The 15,275-nt window shown below is 70.8% G+C and carries 19 protein-coding genes; 7 read left to right on the top strand and 12 right to left on the bottom strand.

Annotation, left to right across the window (positions count from 1 at the left end):
• Positions 1–132: 132 nt before the first annotated feature.
• The gene (locus AB0E90_RS23705) at positions 133–741 is read right to left on the bottom strand and encodes a class I SAM-dependent methyltransferase (protein WP_360409425.1); all 609 of its coding nucleotides are present in this window, start codon (positions 739–741) and stop codon (positions 133–135) included.
• Positions 742–1,036: 295 nt separating this feature from the next.
• Positions 1,037–1,819 (bottom strand): cysteine synthase A, encoded by a 783-nt coding sequence (gene cysK / locus AB0E90_RS23700; RefSeq protein ID WP_360409422.1) that lies wholly within the window; start codon positions 1,817–1,819, stop codon positions 1,037–1,039.
• Between the two features lie 673 nt (positions 1,820–2,492).
• Here cysK and AB0E90_RS23695 point away from each other — a divergent pair.
• From AB0E90_RS23695 to AB0E90_RS23685, 3 genes are read left to right on the top strand one after another with little or no spacing between them, the layout of a single operon-like run.
• Positions 2,493–2,996 carry a hypothetical protein gene (locus tag AB0E90_RS23695; protein WP_360409419.1) on the top strand — a complete coding sequence of 168 codons (504 nt, stop codon included), beginning with the start codon at positions 2,493–2,495 and terminating at the stop codon, positions 2,994–2,996.
• A 41-nt stretch (positions 2,997–3,037) separates the two neighbouring features.
• On the top strand, positions 3,038–3,898 hold the full coding sequence (locus tag AB0E90_RS23690; RefSeq protein ID WP_360409416.1) for a helix-turn-helix domain-containing protein: 861 nt from the start codon (positions 3,038–3,040) through the stop codon (positions 3,896–3,898).
• Positions 3,895–4,308: a VOC family protein gene (locus AB0E90_RS23685; RefSeq protein ID WP_360409413.1), complete on the top strand. Its 414-nt coding sequence runs from the start codon at positions 3,895–3,897 to the stop codon at positions 4,306–4,308. The genes AB0E90_RS23690 and AB0E90_RS23685 overlap by 4 nt, the downstream gene beginning before the upstream one ends.
• 187 nt (positions 4,309–4,495) lie before the next feature.
• Here the strand turns inward: AB0E90_RS23685 and AB0E90_RS23680 are convergent, their stop codons facing one another.
• From AB0E90_RS23680 to AB0E90_RS23655, 6 genes are all read right to left on the bottom strand, one after another.
• Positions 4,496–5,122, bottom strand: coding sequence for a response regulator transcription factor (locus AB0E90_RS23680; protein WP_360409410.1), 627 nt, complete (start codon positions 5,120–5,122; stop codon positions 4,496–4,498).
• The gene (locus AB0E90_RS23675; RefSeq protein WP_360409407.1) at positions 5,119–6,402 is read right to left on the bottom strand and encodes a sensor histidine kinase; all 1,284 of its coding nucleotides are present in this window, start codon (positions 6,400–6,402) and stop codon (positions 5,119–5,121) included. The genes AB0E90_RS23680 and AB0E90_RS23675 overlap by 4 nt, the downstream gene beginning before the upstream one ends.
• 12 nt (positions 6,403–6,414) lie before the next feature.
• A complete protein-coding gene (locus AB0E90_RS23670) occupies positions 6,415–7,152 on the bottom strand; it encodes an ABC transporter permease (RefSeq protein WP_360409404.1) in 738 nt (245 codons plus the stop codon).
• A 3-nt stretch (positions 7,153–7,155) separates the two neighbouring features.
• A complete protein-coding gene (locus AB0E90_RS23665; RefSeq protein WP_360409401.1) occupies positions 7,156–8,058 on the bottom strand; it encodes an ABC transporter ATP-binding protein in 903 nt (300 codons plus the stop codon).
• A gap of 81 nt (positions 8,059–8,139) precedes the next feature.
• Positions 8,140–9,342, bottom strand: coding sequence for a glycosyltransferase (locus AB0E90_RS23660; protein WP_360409399.1), 1,203 nt, complete (start codon positions 9,340–9,342; stop codon positions 8,140–8,142).
• A gap of 105 nt (positions 9,343–9,447) precedes the next feature.
• Entirely contained in the window at positions 9,448–11,028 is a 1,581-nt protein-coding gene (locus AB0E90_RS23655) for an NAD(P)/FAD-dependent oxidoreductase (RefSeq protein ID WP_360409396.1), read from the bottom strand.
• An 82-nt stretch (positions 11,029–11,110) separates the two neighbouring features.
• On the opposite strand from AB0E90_RS23655, the gene AB0E90_RS23650 reads away from it, so the two are divergent.
• Both AB0E90_RS23650 and AB0E90_RS23645 read left to right on the top strand, forming a co-directional pair.
• Positions 11,111–11,575 (top strand): SRPBCC family protein, encoded by a 465-nt coding sequence (locus AB0E90_RS23650; RefSeq protein WP_360409393.1) that lies wholly within the window; start codon positions 11,111–11,113, stop codon positions 11,573–11,575.
• 141 nt (positions 11,576–11,716) lie between these two features.
• A complete protein-coding gene (locus AB0E90_RS23645; protein WP_360409390.1) occupies positions 11,717–11,899 on the top strand; it encodes a hypothetical protein in 183 nt (60 codons plus the stop codon).
• A 67-nt stretch (positions 11,900–11,966) separates the two neighbouring features.
• Here AB0E90_RS23645 and AB0E90_RS23640 read toward each other — a convergent pair whose 3' ends face one another.
• Both AB0E90_RS23640 and AB0E90_RS23635 read right to left on the bottom strand, forming a co-directional pair.
• On the bottom strand, positions 11,967–12,845 hold the full coding sequence (locus tag AB0E90_RS23640; protein WP_360409387.1) for a class III extradiol ring-cleavage dioxygenase: 879 nt from the start codon (positions 12,843–12,845) through the stop codon (positions 11,967–11,969).
• Positions 12,842–13,342 carry a MarR family transcriptional regulator gene (locus AB0E90_RS23635; protein WP_360409384.1) on the bottom strand — a complete coding sequence of 167 codons (501 nt, stop codon included), beginning with the start codon at positions 13,340–13,342 and terminating at the stop codon, positions 12,842–12,844. Before AB0E90_RS23635 ends, AB0E90_RS23640 begins: the two co-directional genes overlap by 4 nt.
• A gap of 99 nt (positions 13,343–13,441) precedes the next feature.
• Between AB0E90_RS23635 and AB0E90_RS23630 the strand changes: the two genes are divergently transcribed.
• On the top strand, positions 13,442–13,816 hold the full coding sequence (locus AB0E90_RS23630) for a DoxX family protein (protein WP_360409381.1): 375 nt from the start codon (positions 13,442–13,444) through the stop codon (positions 13,814–13,816).
• On the opposite strand, the gene AB0E90_RS23625 is transcribed toward AB0E90_RS23630, so the two are convergent.
• The gene (locus AB0E90_RS23625; RefSeq protein ID WP_360409378.1) at positions 13,804–14,358 is read right to left on the bottom strand and encodes a hypothetical protein; all 555 of its coding nucleotides are present in this window, start codon (positions 14,356–14,358) and stop codon (positions 13,804–13,806) included. The two genes, AB0E90_RS23630 and AB0E90_RS23625, sit on opposite strands and share 13 nt — an antisense overlap.
• A 262-nt stretch (positions 14,359–14,620) precedes the next feature.
• Here AB0E90_RS23625 and AB0E90_RS23620 point away from each other — a divergent pair, with 262 nt between their 5' ends.
• Positions 14,621–14,821 carry a hypothetical protein gene (locus AB0E90_RS23620; RefSeq protein ID WP_360409375.1) on the top strand — a complete coding sequence of 67 codons (201 nt, stop codon included), beginning with the start codon at positions 14,621–14,623 and terminating at the stop codon, positions 14,819–14,821.
• Positions 14,822–14,825: 4 nt separating this feature from the next.
• Here the strand turns inward: AB0E90_RS23620 and AB0E90_RS23615 are convergent, their stop codons facing one another.
• On the bottom strand, positions 14,826–15,251 hold the full coding sequence (locus AB0E90_RS23615; RefSeq protein ID WP_360409372.1) for a hypothetical protein: 426 nt from the start codon (positions 15,249–15,251) through the stop codon (positions 14,826–14,828).
• Positions 15,252–15,275: the final 24 nt, after the last annotated feature.

Here is a 15,275-nt window from a genome sequence, read left to right as displayed (position 1 = left end):
GCGGTCAACCGGCCCGGGGCCACCCTTGGCGAGGACACGTAAGGCCACGGTGGACGTTTCTGGTCAATCGGCGAAGTCGGCCCGGCCGAACGGCGCCCAGATCCTCCCCCATCATCAGCCGAGCACCCGGAGTCATTGGTCGCGGGCGAGCAGAGCCACCAGGAAGTCGGCACCGGGACGGAACGAACGCAGGTCCCACGTGCTGAACAGCACCTCGGGGCGCAGGCCGGCGGCCGCCGCGTCCTCGAAGAAATCGTGGAACTCGTACCCACGGCCGGCCCCGAACCCGATCGCGGCCCGGCCGCCGTCGGCCAGGTGGGCGGCGAAACGGTGCAGGACCTCAAGCCGGGTGGCCGGGGCCAGAAACGTCATCACGTTTCCGGCGCAGACGATCACGTCGAAACCCGGCCCCTCCAGCTTCAACTCGGCAAGATCACCGACCAGCCAGGTAGCCCCGGGATGATCGGCGCCGGCGGCGGCAATCAGCTCCGGGTCGAGGTCGACGCCGGTGACCCGATGGCCGGCCGCCGACAAAAAGCCACCGACCCGGCCGGCGCCGCATCCAGCGTCGAGAATGCGACTGCCGCGCGGCACCATCGCGTCGATCATGCGAGCCTCGCCGGCCAGATCGTCGCCGCGGGCGGCCATGTCCCGGAACCGCTGGATGTACCACTTCGAGTGACCCGGATTCTCCGCGATCATGCGCAGCCACAGATTGTCCTGCTCAGTGCCGTTACTCATCAGCTCTCCCATCGTGTCACCCAGCCCAACCCAGCCGCCCGGCCCCAGCCTCCAGGCCCAGCCTCCAGGCCCAGCCTCCAGGCCCAGCCTCCAGGCCCAGCCTCCAGGCCCAGCCTCCAGGCCCAGCCTCCAGGCCCAGTCGAGTGGGCCCAGTCGCGCGGCTGCGTCATCCGGCCCAGCCGTCAGGCCCCGCAGACCGCCCCACCCATTCCAGCCCAGCCGCCAGGACCCGCCGACCGCCCCAGTCATCCCAGCCCAACCGCCCGGCTCCGGCATTCCGGCCCAGTCTTCCCCGTCAGGAGTCGGCGGGCGTCGTGAACAAGGGTGTGCTCAGGTAACGCTCGCCGGTGTCGGGCAGCACGACGACGATGAGCTTGCCGGGGTGCTCCGGGCGGCGGGCCAGCTCGGTGGCGGCGTGCAGCGCGGCGCCACTGGACACGCCGGCCAGGATGCCCTCGGTGCGGGCCAGTTTGCGGGCGGCCGCGCGGGCCTGCTCGACGTCGACCCGCACGATGCCGTCATAGACGGTGGGGTCGAGCACTTCCGGAACGAACCCGGGGCCGAGGCCCTGGATACCGTGCGGGCCGGGAGCGCCGCCGGAAAGGACCGGGGACTCGGCCGGCTCCACGGCGTACACCTGGATCTCGGGGTTCTTGTCTTTGAGAATTTGCCCGGCTCCGGTGACGGTGCCGCCCGTGCCGGCCCCGGCGACCAGCAGGCCGACCTCGCCGTCCGTGTCGTTCCAGATCTCCAGGGCGGTGGTGCGGCGGTGGATGTCGGGGTTGGCCGGGTTGTCGAACTGGCGTGGCAGGTACGCCCTGCATTCGTCGGCGATCTCCAGAGCCCGCGTGACCGCGCCGCGCATGCCCTCCGCCACCGGTGTCAGGACGAGCTCGGCGCCGTAGGCCGCCAGCAGCGCACGACGTTCGACGGTCATGCTCTCCGGCATGGTCAGCGTCAGCCGGTAGCCCCTCGCGGCGGCCACCAGAGCCAGGCCGATGCCGGCGTTTCCGCTGGTCGCCTCGACGATCTCGCCGCCCGGGCGGAGTTCCCCGGTCGCCTCGGCGGCCTCGATCATGGCGAGTGCGATGCGTCCTTGACGCTGCCGCCAGGATTGGCCGATTCCAGTTTTGCGACCAGCCGGGCGGGCAGCTCCGGCTCGAAGCGAGCAAGCCGCACCAGCGGGGTCCCAGCGTGACCTGGTGATAGATGGTCACGTCGTCGCCGATGACGACCCCGGCGCCGTGGTCGATGAAGAGGCGTCTGCCGACGACGGCGCCGGGGTGGATCTCGATCCCGGTCAGAAACCGCATGATCTGGGAGATCACCCGGGGGACCAGCGGCAGTCCCCAGCGGTGGAGGCGGTGTGCGAGGCGGTGGCCCCAGACCGCCCATAGGCCGGGACAGAGCAGGACCTCGGCGGCACGGATGCCGAACAGCGCCGGGTCGCGCCGATAGATGGCGCGCATGTCGTCCAGCACGGGGATGTCCTTTTTTCGCGGATTGGCTGATCGTCTTTCGATCAACACCGCTCGTCGAACACCCGCCGAACGTGTGCGCCGGTCATCGGCACGGCGAACGCGTAACCGGCCAGCTTGCTCATGACCAGGACGGTAGCCCGGCCGAATCCCTCGCGCGCAGGGCCGAAGGTCCCCCTCGTGGCACGTTCGTGGTGACTCGTGGATGATCCACGCTGGGTGCGGGTAAGGAGGAGGCTCGCCCCGCTGATAACCGAACGTGAGGATCGATTCGTGACCGACGAACCGCTGTACTCCAAGCTGGGCTTCACCGACGCCGAATGGGGGCTGCTGGTGGGCCTGCCGCAGTCGGTGCTCACGGCGGCCAGTTCCGCCACCCCGGACAGCGCCCGCAAGACCCGCGCCGAGACCGAGGCCGGCATCGACGTGATCTCGGACGCCCGCGCGTCGGCGAGCCCGCTGGTCGCGGCGGTCGCCACCCAGCTGGTTTCCGAGGTCGGCGACCCCGAGCTGGGCGAGGAACCGCCGGTGATCGAGCCATCCGACCCGATCGCCTACGTCGAGGACGTGCTCGGCCGGGCCGCCGAGGCGAACGCCCTGCTCACCGCGAAGGCTGAGCAGGCCGACGCGGAGACCTACAAGCACTGGCTGGTCGAGATCGCCGAATCCGTGGTCGGCGCGGCCAGCACCGGCGGCGTGCTGGGCATCGGCGCCGAACCGGTGACCGACGACGAGCGCGCTTTCCGCGACGATCTGGCCAAGGCGCTCGCCGACTAGCGGCACCGCGAGATCGGCAGAACAGGCCCTAAGCTCGGCGTATGGGCGTGGACGAGTACGCGCAGGCACGGCCGTCGGCCGCGCTGCGCTCCTACGTCGGCTTCTACTCCGGCTACCGGCAAAGCGGTCTCGCGCCCGCGACCCACCGAGGTCTGCCATCGCCCTACCTCACTCTCGTCTTCACCATGGACGACCCGCTGGAGGTGGCCGTCCATCCGGATCCACGCCAAACCCCCGGCAGTTACGACTCGCTGATCGGCGGGCTGCACCTCACTCCCGCCGTCATCACCCACCCCGGACACCAGTCCGGGGTGCAGGTGGCACTGCGGCCGCTGGGCTGCCGTGCCCTGTTCGGGCTGCCCGCCGCCGAACTGGCCGGCACCGACCTCGACGCCGCCTCCGTGCTCGGTGCGCCGCTGGTGGCCGAGATTCGCGAACGCCTCTGCGCCGCACCCTCGTGGCCCGCCCGGTTCGCCGCGCTCGACGAGGTGCTGCTTCGCCGGTTGCGACCGCTGCCCACCGGCGTGGCGCCGGAGGTGGTGCACGCCTGCCGCCGTCTTCTTGGCGGCAGCACGCCGGTCACCGTCGTGGCCGACGAGATCGGCTGGAGCGCCCGTTACCTGACCGACCGCTTCCGCGCCGAGATCGGCCTGCGCCCAAAGGAAGCCGCGCGGGTGGCCCGCTTCGACCGCGCCCGCCGCGCGCTGCGGACAGACACCCGGCTCGCCGACATCGCCGCCGGCCACGGCTACGCCGACCAGTCACACCTGGCCCGCGAGTTCCGGGCCTTCGCCGGTTGCACCCCCTCCCGCTGGCTGGCCGACGAGCTCGGTCTCGTCGAGGCGATGAGTTCGCTTTCGTCCAAGCCATCGGCGCCCGGCTCGGCGAGGATCGAGCCATGACCGATTTGCAGACACCGCCACCGCAGGTGTGGCCCACGCTGCGGGCCAACGACGCCCGCGCGCTGATTCGTTTCCTGGTCGACGCCTTCGGCTTCGAGGAAACCGTCGTCTATGGCGAGGGCGACCGGGTCGATCACGCCCAGTTGTCGTGGCCGGCCGGTGGCGGGATCATGCTGGGCTCCGCCCACCGCGGCCCCGACGACCAGTGGGCCCTGCAGCCCGGCACCTTCGGCGCCTACGTCGTGACCGACGACGTGGAGGCCCTACATAAGCGGGCCGTCGGGGCCGGGGCCGAGATCACCCGGCCGCCGCAGGGCACCGATTACGGCTCTCAGGAGTTCGCGGCCCGCGACCCGGAGGGCAACCTCTGGTCGTTCGGCACCTACCGCGGCGAGCCGCGCACCCGCTGATCGCCAGCTCTATCGGCGCAGGTGGGGCTGCATGTGGTGGGAATCGGTGGCGTAAGGCTGTGGTCGATGTTCATGGCGAGAATCCTGCCGCGGCCGGCACGCGGCGCGCATCAGACCACGGTCTACAGTAGTTTCCGACCCTGGTCGGATGCGCGGCCGAACCCGGCCGGTCCACAGTGGGCCGATGTCAATCGTTGCGCAGCAGACCCTGTTCGAAGGCGGCGGCCACGGCCGCCGCACGATCGCGCACGCCCAATTTGGCATAGGCGTGAAGCAGGTGGGTCTTGACCGTCGCCTCGCTGATGAAAAGCCGCGAGGCCGCCTCCCGGTTGCTGTTGCCCCGCGCAATGAGCGTGAGCACCTCGATCTCCCGCTGGCTGAGGGGCTCCTTGGCCGGCGAGCGCAGCGAACCCATAAGCCGGCCGGCCACCGCCGGCGACAGCACCGACTCGCCACGGTGCGCCGCGGTGACCGCCCGGAAGAGCTCTTCGCGGGGCGTGTCCTTAAGGAGGTAACCGGTGGCTCCCGCCTTGATCGCGGGGAGCACATCCCGGTCGGTGTCGTAAGTGGTGAGCACCAGCACCCGCGCGGTCGAGCCCTGTTCGCGCAACGCCAGGATGGCACTGACCCCGTCCATCTCCGGCATCCGCAGGTCCATCAGCACCACGTCCGGCGAGACCGCCCGGGCGACGGCCAGCGCCTCCCGGCCGTTGCCCGCCTCGCCGAGCACCTCGAAGCGCTCGTCCCCGGCGAACATGCCGCGCAGTCCGTCGCGCACCACCGGGTGATCGTCGACGATGAGCAGCCCGATCACGCGGCGACGCCGATCGTGATCGCCGGCACGCAGGCCGACACCGCCGTCCCGGCCCCCGGTTCCGACTCGACCTCGAGCTTTCCCGCGATCCGCAGCAGCCGCTCGCGCATGGCCGCCAGCCCGAAACCGCCTTCGGCCGACATCTCCCGCGGCGCGGCCGGGTCGAAACCGGCGCCGTCGTCGCGCACGTCGAGCGTGACGACATCTTCCATGTACGACAGGGTGAGTCCGACCCGCCCGGCAGCGGCGTGCCGGGCCACGTTGGCCAGGGCCTCCTGGGCGGTGCGCAGCAACGTCGTCTCGATCTCGGGCAGCAGTGGTCGTGGTGTCCCGGTGGTGATCAGATCGGCGCGCACGCCGTGCCGGTCCGACCAGCCGGCGACGACCTCGCCGATCGCCTCGGGCAGGGCGGAGGCCTCCAGGGTCTGCGGGCGCAGCGCCTGCACGGAGCGGCGGGCCTCGGTGAGGCTGTCCCGGGCGAGACCCTTGGCCGCCTCGAGATGGCGACGCCAGGCGGCCGGGCTGCCGGCCGCCGCGTCGGCCGCCTCGAGCTGGGTGACGATGCCGGTGAGCCCTTGGGCGAGCACGTCATGAATCTCGCCGGCCATCCGCTGACGTTCGTCGTGCACGCCGGCCTCACGAGCCTGCGCCAGCAGCTGAGCGTGCAGTCCCTCGTTCTCCCGCAGCGCCTCCTCGAGCCGCGCGTTCGTCTCGGCGAGCTGCTCGATCATCTCGGCCCGCTTCTCGGACTGCTCGTCGGACATGGTGGCGAGAAACGTCATGGCGTTCGCGATCACCAGGTTGAAGAGCAGGACCACCGAGAAGTAACCCCACGAGCGCGGGTCGTCGACCACCTGGAAGCCGCCGGCCTGGGAGACGGCCGTGGCGAAGGCGACAGCCGTGCCGCCGATCATGCGACGGAGGCGACCGCGCAGGGCATATGCGGTGAAGAGATAGCCGGTCCAGGCGAAGAACCCGAACAGCGGGCTGGCCCAGACCAGCAGATAGATCAGGACCACCTGGCCGATGAAGAAGAGCGTCATCCGGCGGCGGTCGCGCTCCCAGGCCGGGTGCAGGGTGATCCACCAGAGCATGCAGAGCGCAGTGACGGTCACGAGGACGGCGATCAGCAGGTAGGACTTATGCGGAGCACCGGCGGAAGCAGTGATCGGCGCGAGCACCGTGGAGCAGGCCAGCGCGCCGTACGGCACGAAGGTCAGCCATCGGTCCAGTCGGCGCCGCCACAGTTCCAGCCGCGTCACCGCCGCGAGATCCGTCATCTGCGTCACCCCTCAGGACCAGCGGAACAGCCGTGCGGCGGCCACTCCGAAGACGACCAGGTAACCCACCAGCACGGTAGCCGACAGCGCGTTGGGCCAGTGACCCGTCATCGCCTCGTGCACAGCCCGCTCGCCGGCGCCCAGCGGGGTGAAGTCGCTGACTCGCTTCAGAACCTCCGGGAACACCTCGCGCGGCGTCCACAGCCCGGCGAAGAACATCGACGGGAAGAACAACAGCGTGCCGATCGAATTGCCGGCCTTCCCGGTGGGCGCCAGCGCCGCGATGAACAACCCGATCGCAAAGACGCCCAGTGCCGAGAGCAGATAGGCGAGCACGAAGCCGGCGAACTGGGACGGCAGCGCCACGTCGAAGGCGATCCGGCCGACCGCGATCGCCAGCGAGGTGGAGACCACCGCGACAATCAGCGCGGCGGCCAGCTGCGCGGCGAGCAGCAGGATCGGGCGCACCGGTGTGGTGGCCAGCCGGCGGAGGATGCCCTCCCGATAGGTGGCGAGGACCATCGGCACGACCTGGAGCCCGAGCATGGCCAGGGTCAGCAGGGCCGCGATACCGATGTAGAGGTCGATCACCCGGCCGCCGCCGAGGTCGTCCGACGGCGTCCGGAAACTCGGGATGCTGCCCAGGATCACCACCAGGATCGTCGGGAAGAGGAACGAGAAGAAGGCGGACACCGGCTCTCGCACGAGCAGCCGCAGCTCGGTCATGGTCAGCTTGCGAAAGACGCGCATGGGCTACTCCGTCTCGTTCCGGCCGGTCAGCCGGACGAAGGCGTCGTCCAGGCTGGCCTGCTCGATCCGCAGGTCGTTGGCGATGATCTGGTGGGTGGCGAGCACCGAGGTGACCGCGTGGAGCAGGTTGCCGGCGCCGATGACTTCGAGCTGACCGCCGTGGTGACGCACCTCGCGCACCTCGTCGAGGGCGGTGAGCAGTGTGTCGTCGACCGGCGTCGACGGGCGGAAGCGGAGCCGCTGCTCGACGGCGATCCCGGCGATCAGGCCGGCCGGGGTGTCGAGGGCAGCCACCTTGCCGCGGTCGATGACCGCGATCCGGTCGCAGAGCCGCTCGGCTTCCTCCATGAAATGGGTGACCAGCACGATCGTGACGCCGGTGTCCCGGATCGACTCGATCAGGTCCCAGGTGTCGCGGCGGGCCTGCGGGTCGAGGCCGGTGGTCAGCTCGTCGAGGATCGCGATCCGCGGGTTGCCGATCAGGGCCAGGGCGATGGAGAGCCGCTGCTTCTGGCCGCCGGAAAGTTTCGCGTACCGGGCGCCGAGCCGTTCGGTCAGCCCGAGCTCGCGGGCGAGTGCCCGCCAGTCGGCCGGTTCGGGATAGAAGGCGCTGTAGAGCTCGAGCGCCTCGCGGACAGTGAGTTTCTCCGGAAGCTGGCTCTCCTGGAGCTGCACACCGACGAGCCGGCGCAGCTCCGGGTCGCGCGGCTCGCGGCCGAGCACCGTGATCGTGCCGTCGTCGGGCGTGCGCAGCCCGGCCACGCATTCGACCGTGGTGGTCTTGCCGGCGCCGTTCGGGCCGAGGATGCCGAAGATCTCGCCACGCTCGACGGTGAACGAGACGTCCCGCACCGCGACCGTGTCACCGTAATACTTCCGCAGGTTCTGGACCTCGATGACTGCCATACATCGAGCGTCACAGGTATGCGCCGCCGCCGAATCGACCGCCGAGCGAGCGTTCCCATCCACCAACTGGTGGATGGGGGATTACGCCACCGCCTCGTTGGCGGCCTCGCTGCTGGTGCCACGGCGCAGGCCGGCAACGGCGGAATAGACCGAGCCGACCTGGGAGGCAACGCGCTTCCACGAGTAGGCCTGACGGGCGCGGTCGAGCGCGGCGGTGGCGTAGGCGAAGCGACGCACCTTGTCGTTGACCAGCCGGCGCAGCGCACCACCGAGGGCCCGTGGGTCCCGGGCCGGCACGAGGTCGCCGGTGAGCCCGTCGACAACCGTCTCGGTGAGACCACCCACCGCGGTGCCGACGATCGGCACGCCGCAGGCCATCGCCTCCAGCGCCGACGCTTCCAGGTCTTCCTGCCAGGGCGCGGCCACCAGCACGTCGGCCGAGCGGTACCACCCGGGCATGTCCTTGAACGGGACCCGGCCGACCAGCCGGAGCCGGTCGGAGACCTGCAGCCGCTCGGCGAGGGCACGCAGCTTGCGGGCGCCCGGGTCGGTGGGCAGCGCGTCAGCGGACGGGCCGCCCACGACGACGACCTCGGCGTCGGGCACCCAGCGCATGGCCTGGATGACATCGCCGAAGCCCTTGCGCTCGACGAGCGTGCCGACCGACAGGATGCGGGGTCGTCCCGAGTCACGCTCGGCGGTCGGGCCCTCCGGCGAGAAGCGGATGCTGTCCACCCCGGCCGGCACAACTGTGAGCTGTGCTCGGGGCACTCCGATGCGCACCAGTCCGCGAAGCTCGTCCTGAGACTGCGCGACCACCCGGTCCACGGCCCGGCCGAGCGCACGCTCGTAACCGGAACGCGACGGCTTGCCGTCGTCGGCGGCCTCGATCTCGCCAAGCTCGTGGAACGACTGCACCACCGGGATGCCACGCTGACGGGCCGCGGTCACCGCGGCCAGGCCGCTGGTCCAGAAGTGGGCGTGCACGATGTCGGGCACCCAGTCGGTCTCCCGCCACCGGTCCTCGAGCCACCGGGCGAACTCCCCCATGTACGGCAGGAGGAGGTCGGGCGGCACGACGTGGGCCGGGCCGGCGGGCACATGCACCACCCGGATGCCGCCCGGCGTGGTGACCTCGTCAGCCACCACCGGGTCGTCACGGCGGGTATAGACCCGCACATCGTGGCCGAGTTCGGCCAAGGCGGCCGACAGATCGGCGACGTGGGTCTGCTGGCCGCCATCACCCAGGGGGCTGGCGTGCTCGGAAATCATCGCGATGCGCACGTGGTCCCTCCGGTCGAGCTGCGGTACGCGGTGCAGTTGCCCCTAGCCCGAATCGGTAAACATCGGTGGCCGGCCGGACCGGCATCAAGCAGCCTACCTGCCAGGTCAGCCCAGTACGGCTCGGTGCGCCGCGCCGATCGCCGCGCGGTAGACCTGGCCGGCGACCCGGCGGTCCCGGGCGAGAGCGGCGCGGGCCGCGTTGGCGCCCGGCGCGCCGTGCACGCCGCCGCCCGGATGCGCCGACGAGCTCGCCAGGAACAGCCGGTCGACCGGGGTGTCGGCCCGGCCCAGCCCGGGCACCGGCCGCAGGAAGAGCTGCTGGAAGACCGCTGCGGTGCCGCCGCCGAGCGCGCCACCCACCAGCGACGGGTCCGCGCTCTCCAAACCGGCCGGGGAGAACACGTTGCGGCCCGCGACCAGGGCGCCGAAGCCGGGCGCGTGTTCCTCGACCACCGCCTCCATGCGCGCGACGTGTTCGTCGATCTCGCCGGCGTCCCAGTGCTCCCGGTGCGGCAGGTGGGTGTAGGCCCAGGCCGACTCGGTGCCCGGCGGCGAGTGGCGCGGGTCGGCCGTGCTCATCTGCCCGAACAGCAGGAACGGCTTCCGCGGCACTGCCCCGGTGGCCAGCTCGGCGGCGTAATGGGTCAGCCCATTGAGGTCGGCGCCGAGGTGCACGGTTCCGGCGCCGGCCGCCGCCGGGTTCCGCCACGGGATCTTCTCCCGCACCGCCCAGTCGATCTTGAGCGTGGCGCCGTCCCAGCGGAAGTGCTCGAGGTCGTCGACCATGCGGGTTGGCAGCCACCGCTCCCCCACCAGGTCCAGATAGAGCGCGGGCGCGGGCACGTCGGCGAGCACCGCGCGACGGGCCCGCAGATCCCGGCCACCGGCGGTGCGCACGCCCATCGCGTGCCCCCGGGCGATCAGCACCCGCTCCACCGGCTGGCCGTAGACGATCTCGCCGCCGCGTTCGGTCAGCCGGTCCACCAGCGCGTCGGTGATGCGCTGCGCGCCGCCGGCCGGAACCGGCCAGCCGACCTGCTGCCCGAGCATGGCGAGAAGCCAGCCGTAGACCCCGCCGCCGGCGTCGTCCGGCGAGAGGTCGGTGTGCAGCGCGCAGCCGGCCAGCGCGAGTGTCGCCCCTTCGCCGCGGAAGAGTTCGGAGCCCAGTTGCCGTGCCGGCAGCATCAGCCTCCGCGCCATCCGCAGCGCGCCCGGGATCTTCAGCCGGCTGAGCAGCTCGGCGCCGGCCCGCACCGGCGGGAACGGCCGGAGCACCGCGTCCAGCAGTGGCGCGGACAGTCCGCGCCACTCCTGGTAAGCGCTCTGCCAGCGTTCGCCGTCACCGGGCGCGAACTGCTCCATCGACGCCATGGTGATCGAGATGTCCCGGTTGACGGTCGCGGCCCGCCCGTCCGGGAGGAGGTGGGTGAAGACGTCGGGGGCGTGCCGCCATTCGAGGTCCAGGTCCAGCTCGCGGAGCACCGGGGAGGCGACACCGAGCGGATAGAACGAACTGAACAGGTCGCTCAGATACCCGGGGGCGGTGACAAATCCGGACCGCACAGCGCCGCCGGGGCTCGGCGTGGCCTCGACGACCAGCACCGACCAACCGGCATCAGCCAGCAGGTTGGCGGCGACGAGGCCGTTGTGCCCGGCGCCCACCACGATCGCATCGGCGATATCCATCAGCCCTCGTCTCGTTTAGCACTCGATCACCCGGGCACGTCCTGAATAGCACCACGGGGAAATACAACAGGGAGGACGCACCGTGAGTACCGTGACCGAGTCCGTTGACGTTGAGGTACCCGTGCGCACTGCGTACAACCAGTGGACCCAGTTCGAAGAGTTCCCCCGGTTCATGGACGGCGTCCGGGAGATTCGCCAGCTCGACGAGACCCACATGCATTGGAAGACCGAGATCGGCGGCGTGAAGCGCGAGTTCGACGCCGAGATCACCGAGCAGCTCCCCGACGAGCGGGTGGCCTGGAAGGCCACCGAGGGCGAGAAGCAGGCGGGCGTGGCGACCTTCCACCGTCTCGACGACACGCACACCCGGATCACTGTCCAGATGGACTTCGAGCCGGAGGGCGCCGTCGAGAAGGCCGGCGCGGCGCTGGGCGTCGTCGATCACCGGGTGAAGGCCGACCTGCGGCGGTTCAAGGAGTTCATCGAGAACCGCGGCGGCGCGGAGACCGGCGCCTGGCGCGGCCAGGTCGACCGCCCCGGAATCTAGGCAGCCCCGCTCGGCAGTCGGGCAACGACCCGGCTGCCGAGCGGAGTGACCGGCCCCGGCGACGCAGGCCCTGCGGATTGACCGCCCCGGCGACGCAGGCCGGGCGGATTGGCCGGGCCCCGGCGGGGGTAGCTTGACGACATGACGCATCCGACAGACGACGGCACCTGGCGCGACGAGCAGAAACTGCCGCTCACCGAGCTCGACAAGGCGATGGCGACCTGGGACACCGACGGCCAGAACGACCCGTCGGACAACGAGACGGGCACCGAGCCGACCGACGACGAAGCGCCCAGCACAACGGGTCACACCGGCCCGAACTGACGGCACTGCCACACCGGCCGATCACCGGGCTTCCGGCCCCTGTGATCGGCCGGTGGCGTGTCCGGGGTCAGCCGATCGTCTGGAACGACCGCTTGGCGAACCCCATCATGTAGCCGTCGATGGCGGTCTTCACCGGCGACTCCGGGTTCGTGGCTGCGCCCAGGGTGACGAACAACGGCAGGTAGTGGTCGGGGGTCGGGTGCGCGAACGGCATGCCGGGCGCCCGCTGGTAGGTGGCCAAGGCATCGACATCTCCCCTGGTCAGGGCGTCGGCCACCCACGCGTCGAAGTCCGACGACCAGGACGGCACGGCGCCCTGCAGCATCTCCCTCGTCATGAACGGCAGCCCGTGGGTCATGAAGCCGGAGCCGATCACCAGGGTGCCCTCCTCGCGCAGCGAACGCAGCCGGGCGCCGATCGCCAGCAAGCGATCCGGGTCGTGGGTGGGCATGCTGAGCTGCAGCACCGGCACGTCGGCCAGCGGGTACATCGCCATCAGCGGGACCCACGCGCCATGGTCCAGACCGCGCCTCGGGTGTTGATGGACCGGCTCGGCATCGGGCATCGCCGCGGCGACCCGGGCGGCCAGGCCCGCCGCGGCGGGGGTGTCGTAGGTCATCTCGTAGTAACGCGGGTGGAAGCCACCGAAGTCGTAGACCAGCGGGGTGTGCGCCGCGGGCGACGACAACATGAGCGGGGCGCTCTCCCAGTGCGCGGAAACGATCAGGATGTTTCGCGGCTTCGGCATCGACCGGGACCAGGCGAACAGCTGGCGCAGCCACGGGCCGTCGTCGAACAGCGGCGGGGCGCCGTGGCTCAAATACAGCGCCGGCATCGGCCCGTCCGCCGGCGTCCACGAACGCTGGGCGCGGGCCGCGGGCAGGGCCTCCGCCAGGAACTCGTCGTACGCGCCGGCCGGGATCGCGGGGTCGAAGATCGAACTCATGGGGTGGCCTCTCGAGGTGAGCGGGGTGGGCAGGGCTCGTCGGGGGCGACCACCCGCATCACGCGCCGGCCGATCTCACCCAACTGGCGCTGCTGCGCCTTGGTGAGCGGGTCGAAGACGAACTGGCGGACGGCGGCGACATGGCCGGGGGCGGTGGCGACGACCTTCGCCCAGCCTTCGTCGGTGAGGATCGCGAGGGTGTAACGGCCGTCGCTCGGATCGGGGGTGCGCCGCACCCAGCCGCGCTTCTCCAGGCGGGTGACGACCTGGGACAGCCGGGGCAGGGAACCCTCGGCGACGGCGGCGAGCTCGCTCATCCGCATCGTGCGACCGGGAACCATCGACAGGCCGGAAATCACCAGGTATTCGAAGTGGGTGAGGCCGGCGTCGCGCTGCAACTGAGCATCCAGAGCGCCGGGCAGGCGCATCAGGACGCCGGCCAGAGCCATCCACGTCTCCTGCTCGTCGGCGTCCAGCCAGCGCGGTTCGCTCTCCATGCGGCTCAGTCTAGCTTAACGCTTGAACTGACTTTCACTTGCGCCATGAAGTGATCGACGCGTACGGTTCGCTTCATTCTTTAACTCATGGAGGGCTTCGTGAACGTCGTCTTGTGGATCATCGCGGGGATCCTTGCCGTCGCTTTCCTTCTCGCCGGAGCGATGAAGCTGCTGCAGCCCAAGGAGAAACTGGTCGCGTCCGGGATGGGCTGGGCCACCGACTACAGCCCGGGCATGATCAAGCTGATCGGTGCGTCCGAGGTGCTCGCCGCGATCGGGCTGATCCTGCCGGCCGCTCTAGACATCGCCCCGATCCTGGTGCCGCTGGCCGCGCTGGGCCTGGTCATCGTGATGATCGGCGCGATCGTGGTGCACGCCCGCCGCCGGGAGAACCCGATGGCCGCCGCCAACGTGGTCCTGCTGATCCTGGCCGCCGTCGTGGTCTGGGGGCGTTTCGGGCCCTACTCGTTCTGAGAATTCGGAGGCTCGCTCGACAACGACGTACGCAAGGTGAAGGCGCCGATCGTCGAACGCGCCCTGATCCCGTACCTCTGCCGGGTCGAAGGCCAGCCCGCCGCCTGCCAGACCGTTCCGGGTGGGGCGGAAGCCCCGCCCAGCCAGGAGCCGGCGCCCTGATCGAGTTGCACTCGCAGCGGGGTGCCGGGCTCGGCGGTCACCAGCACGCTGCCCACTCCGCCGCTCAGCGTGATCGGCACGGTCGCGTCCGGTGCCGGCAACCGCAGCTCGACCAGGCCGGACGCGCCCAGATCGACCCGGGACACCCGGCCCCGACGCAGGTCCAACTGCTGCTCGCCGGCCCCGGCCGGCAGGCTGATCTGCCAGCGGACCTCCCGGTTCAGCACGATCCGCACCTCGTCGGGGCCGTCCCCGCCGGACGGCAGCAGCGACGCGACGAGGCGGCCGCCGGCGCCGGTGACCCGCGGCGTCAGGCCGGAGCCGGCCGGCGTGGTGATCCGGTAGAGCAGTCCGGGCAGCGTCGCCAGGACCACTTGCACGCGCGAGGCGGCGTCCCGGACGGTCAGGAAGCCCCCGGTACGACCCAGCAAGGCTCCGGCGGCGACATGTTCGGCCCCGGGAACGGGCCGGGTCGGACCCGATTCCCGGGTCGAGCATCCGGCCAACGCGCTGAGCAGCAATAATGCGACGATGAGGCGAACCGTTGAGCCGCATGGACGCAAGGTAAGGGGCACCATCGGACAACGGAGAATCGGCCGAACGGGTGACGGCGATCCGTCCCGATCGAGACAGACTGTCCGAATGCGATCTGCCGGTTTCCTGTCCGAACGCCAGCGCCGCCTTGCATGGGTCGGTTTCCTGTTGGCTGCCTTCCAGGCGCCCCTGGCCGCCAAGCTCGTGGCCGATGCGTCCTGGCTCTTCGCCGTCGTGGTTGCCGGAGTCGTGGCGACCGTGATCCTCGCCGACGACGCGCAGCGCCGCCGTCCGGTGCCGGTCGAATAACCAGCTATCGGGCCTCGTGGCCCGGGCGGCCGTGGGTGCGCCGGCGCTCCTTCAGCTCCGCTTCGTAGAGATGACGGCGGCCTTCGGCCAACTCGTCCCGGGCCGCCTTCTCCACCGCGCGTAGCTCCGACCAATACGTGTCGTCATACTCCTCGACCAGCTGGAACGTCCAGTGGCCGGGCGTCACGTTGCGCCCGATGAGCTCCCGCTGGATTCGCACCGCCCAATCCTCGCGGCCGGCCTGCATGAACAGCGACACCGCCTCGTCGAGCTGAAAGTCGGCCGTGCCGGTGAGCTGGTGCATCGCGTAGAGGTGCCCACGCACCCGCTCGGTCGTCTCGAGCGCCTCGCTCAGCTTCCCCAGCGCCTGCACCGTCAGGTCGTCGAGCCCGTCCGGCCGCTGGTGCGCCTCATCCGGCCCCTCCTGCATCCCCCGCCTCCTTCGTCATCAATT

It is taken from the genome of Actinoplanes sp. NPDC026619, from assembly GCF_040638295.1.
Classification (GTDB): Bacteria; Actinomycetota; Actinomycetes; order Mycobacteriales; family Micromonosporaceae; genus Actinoplanes.
Note: the sequence above shows the minus strand (reverse complement) of the source record. Positions and strands in the feature narration are given on the sequence as shown.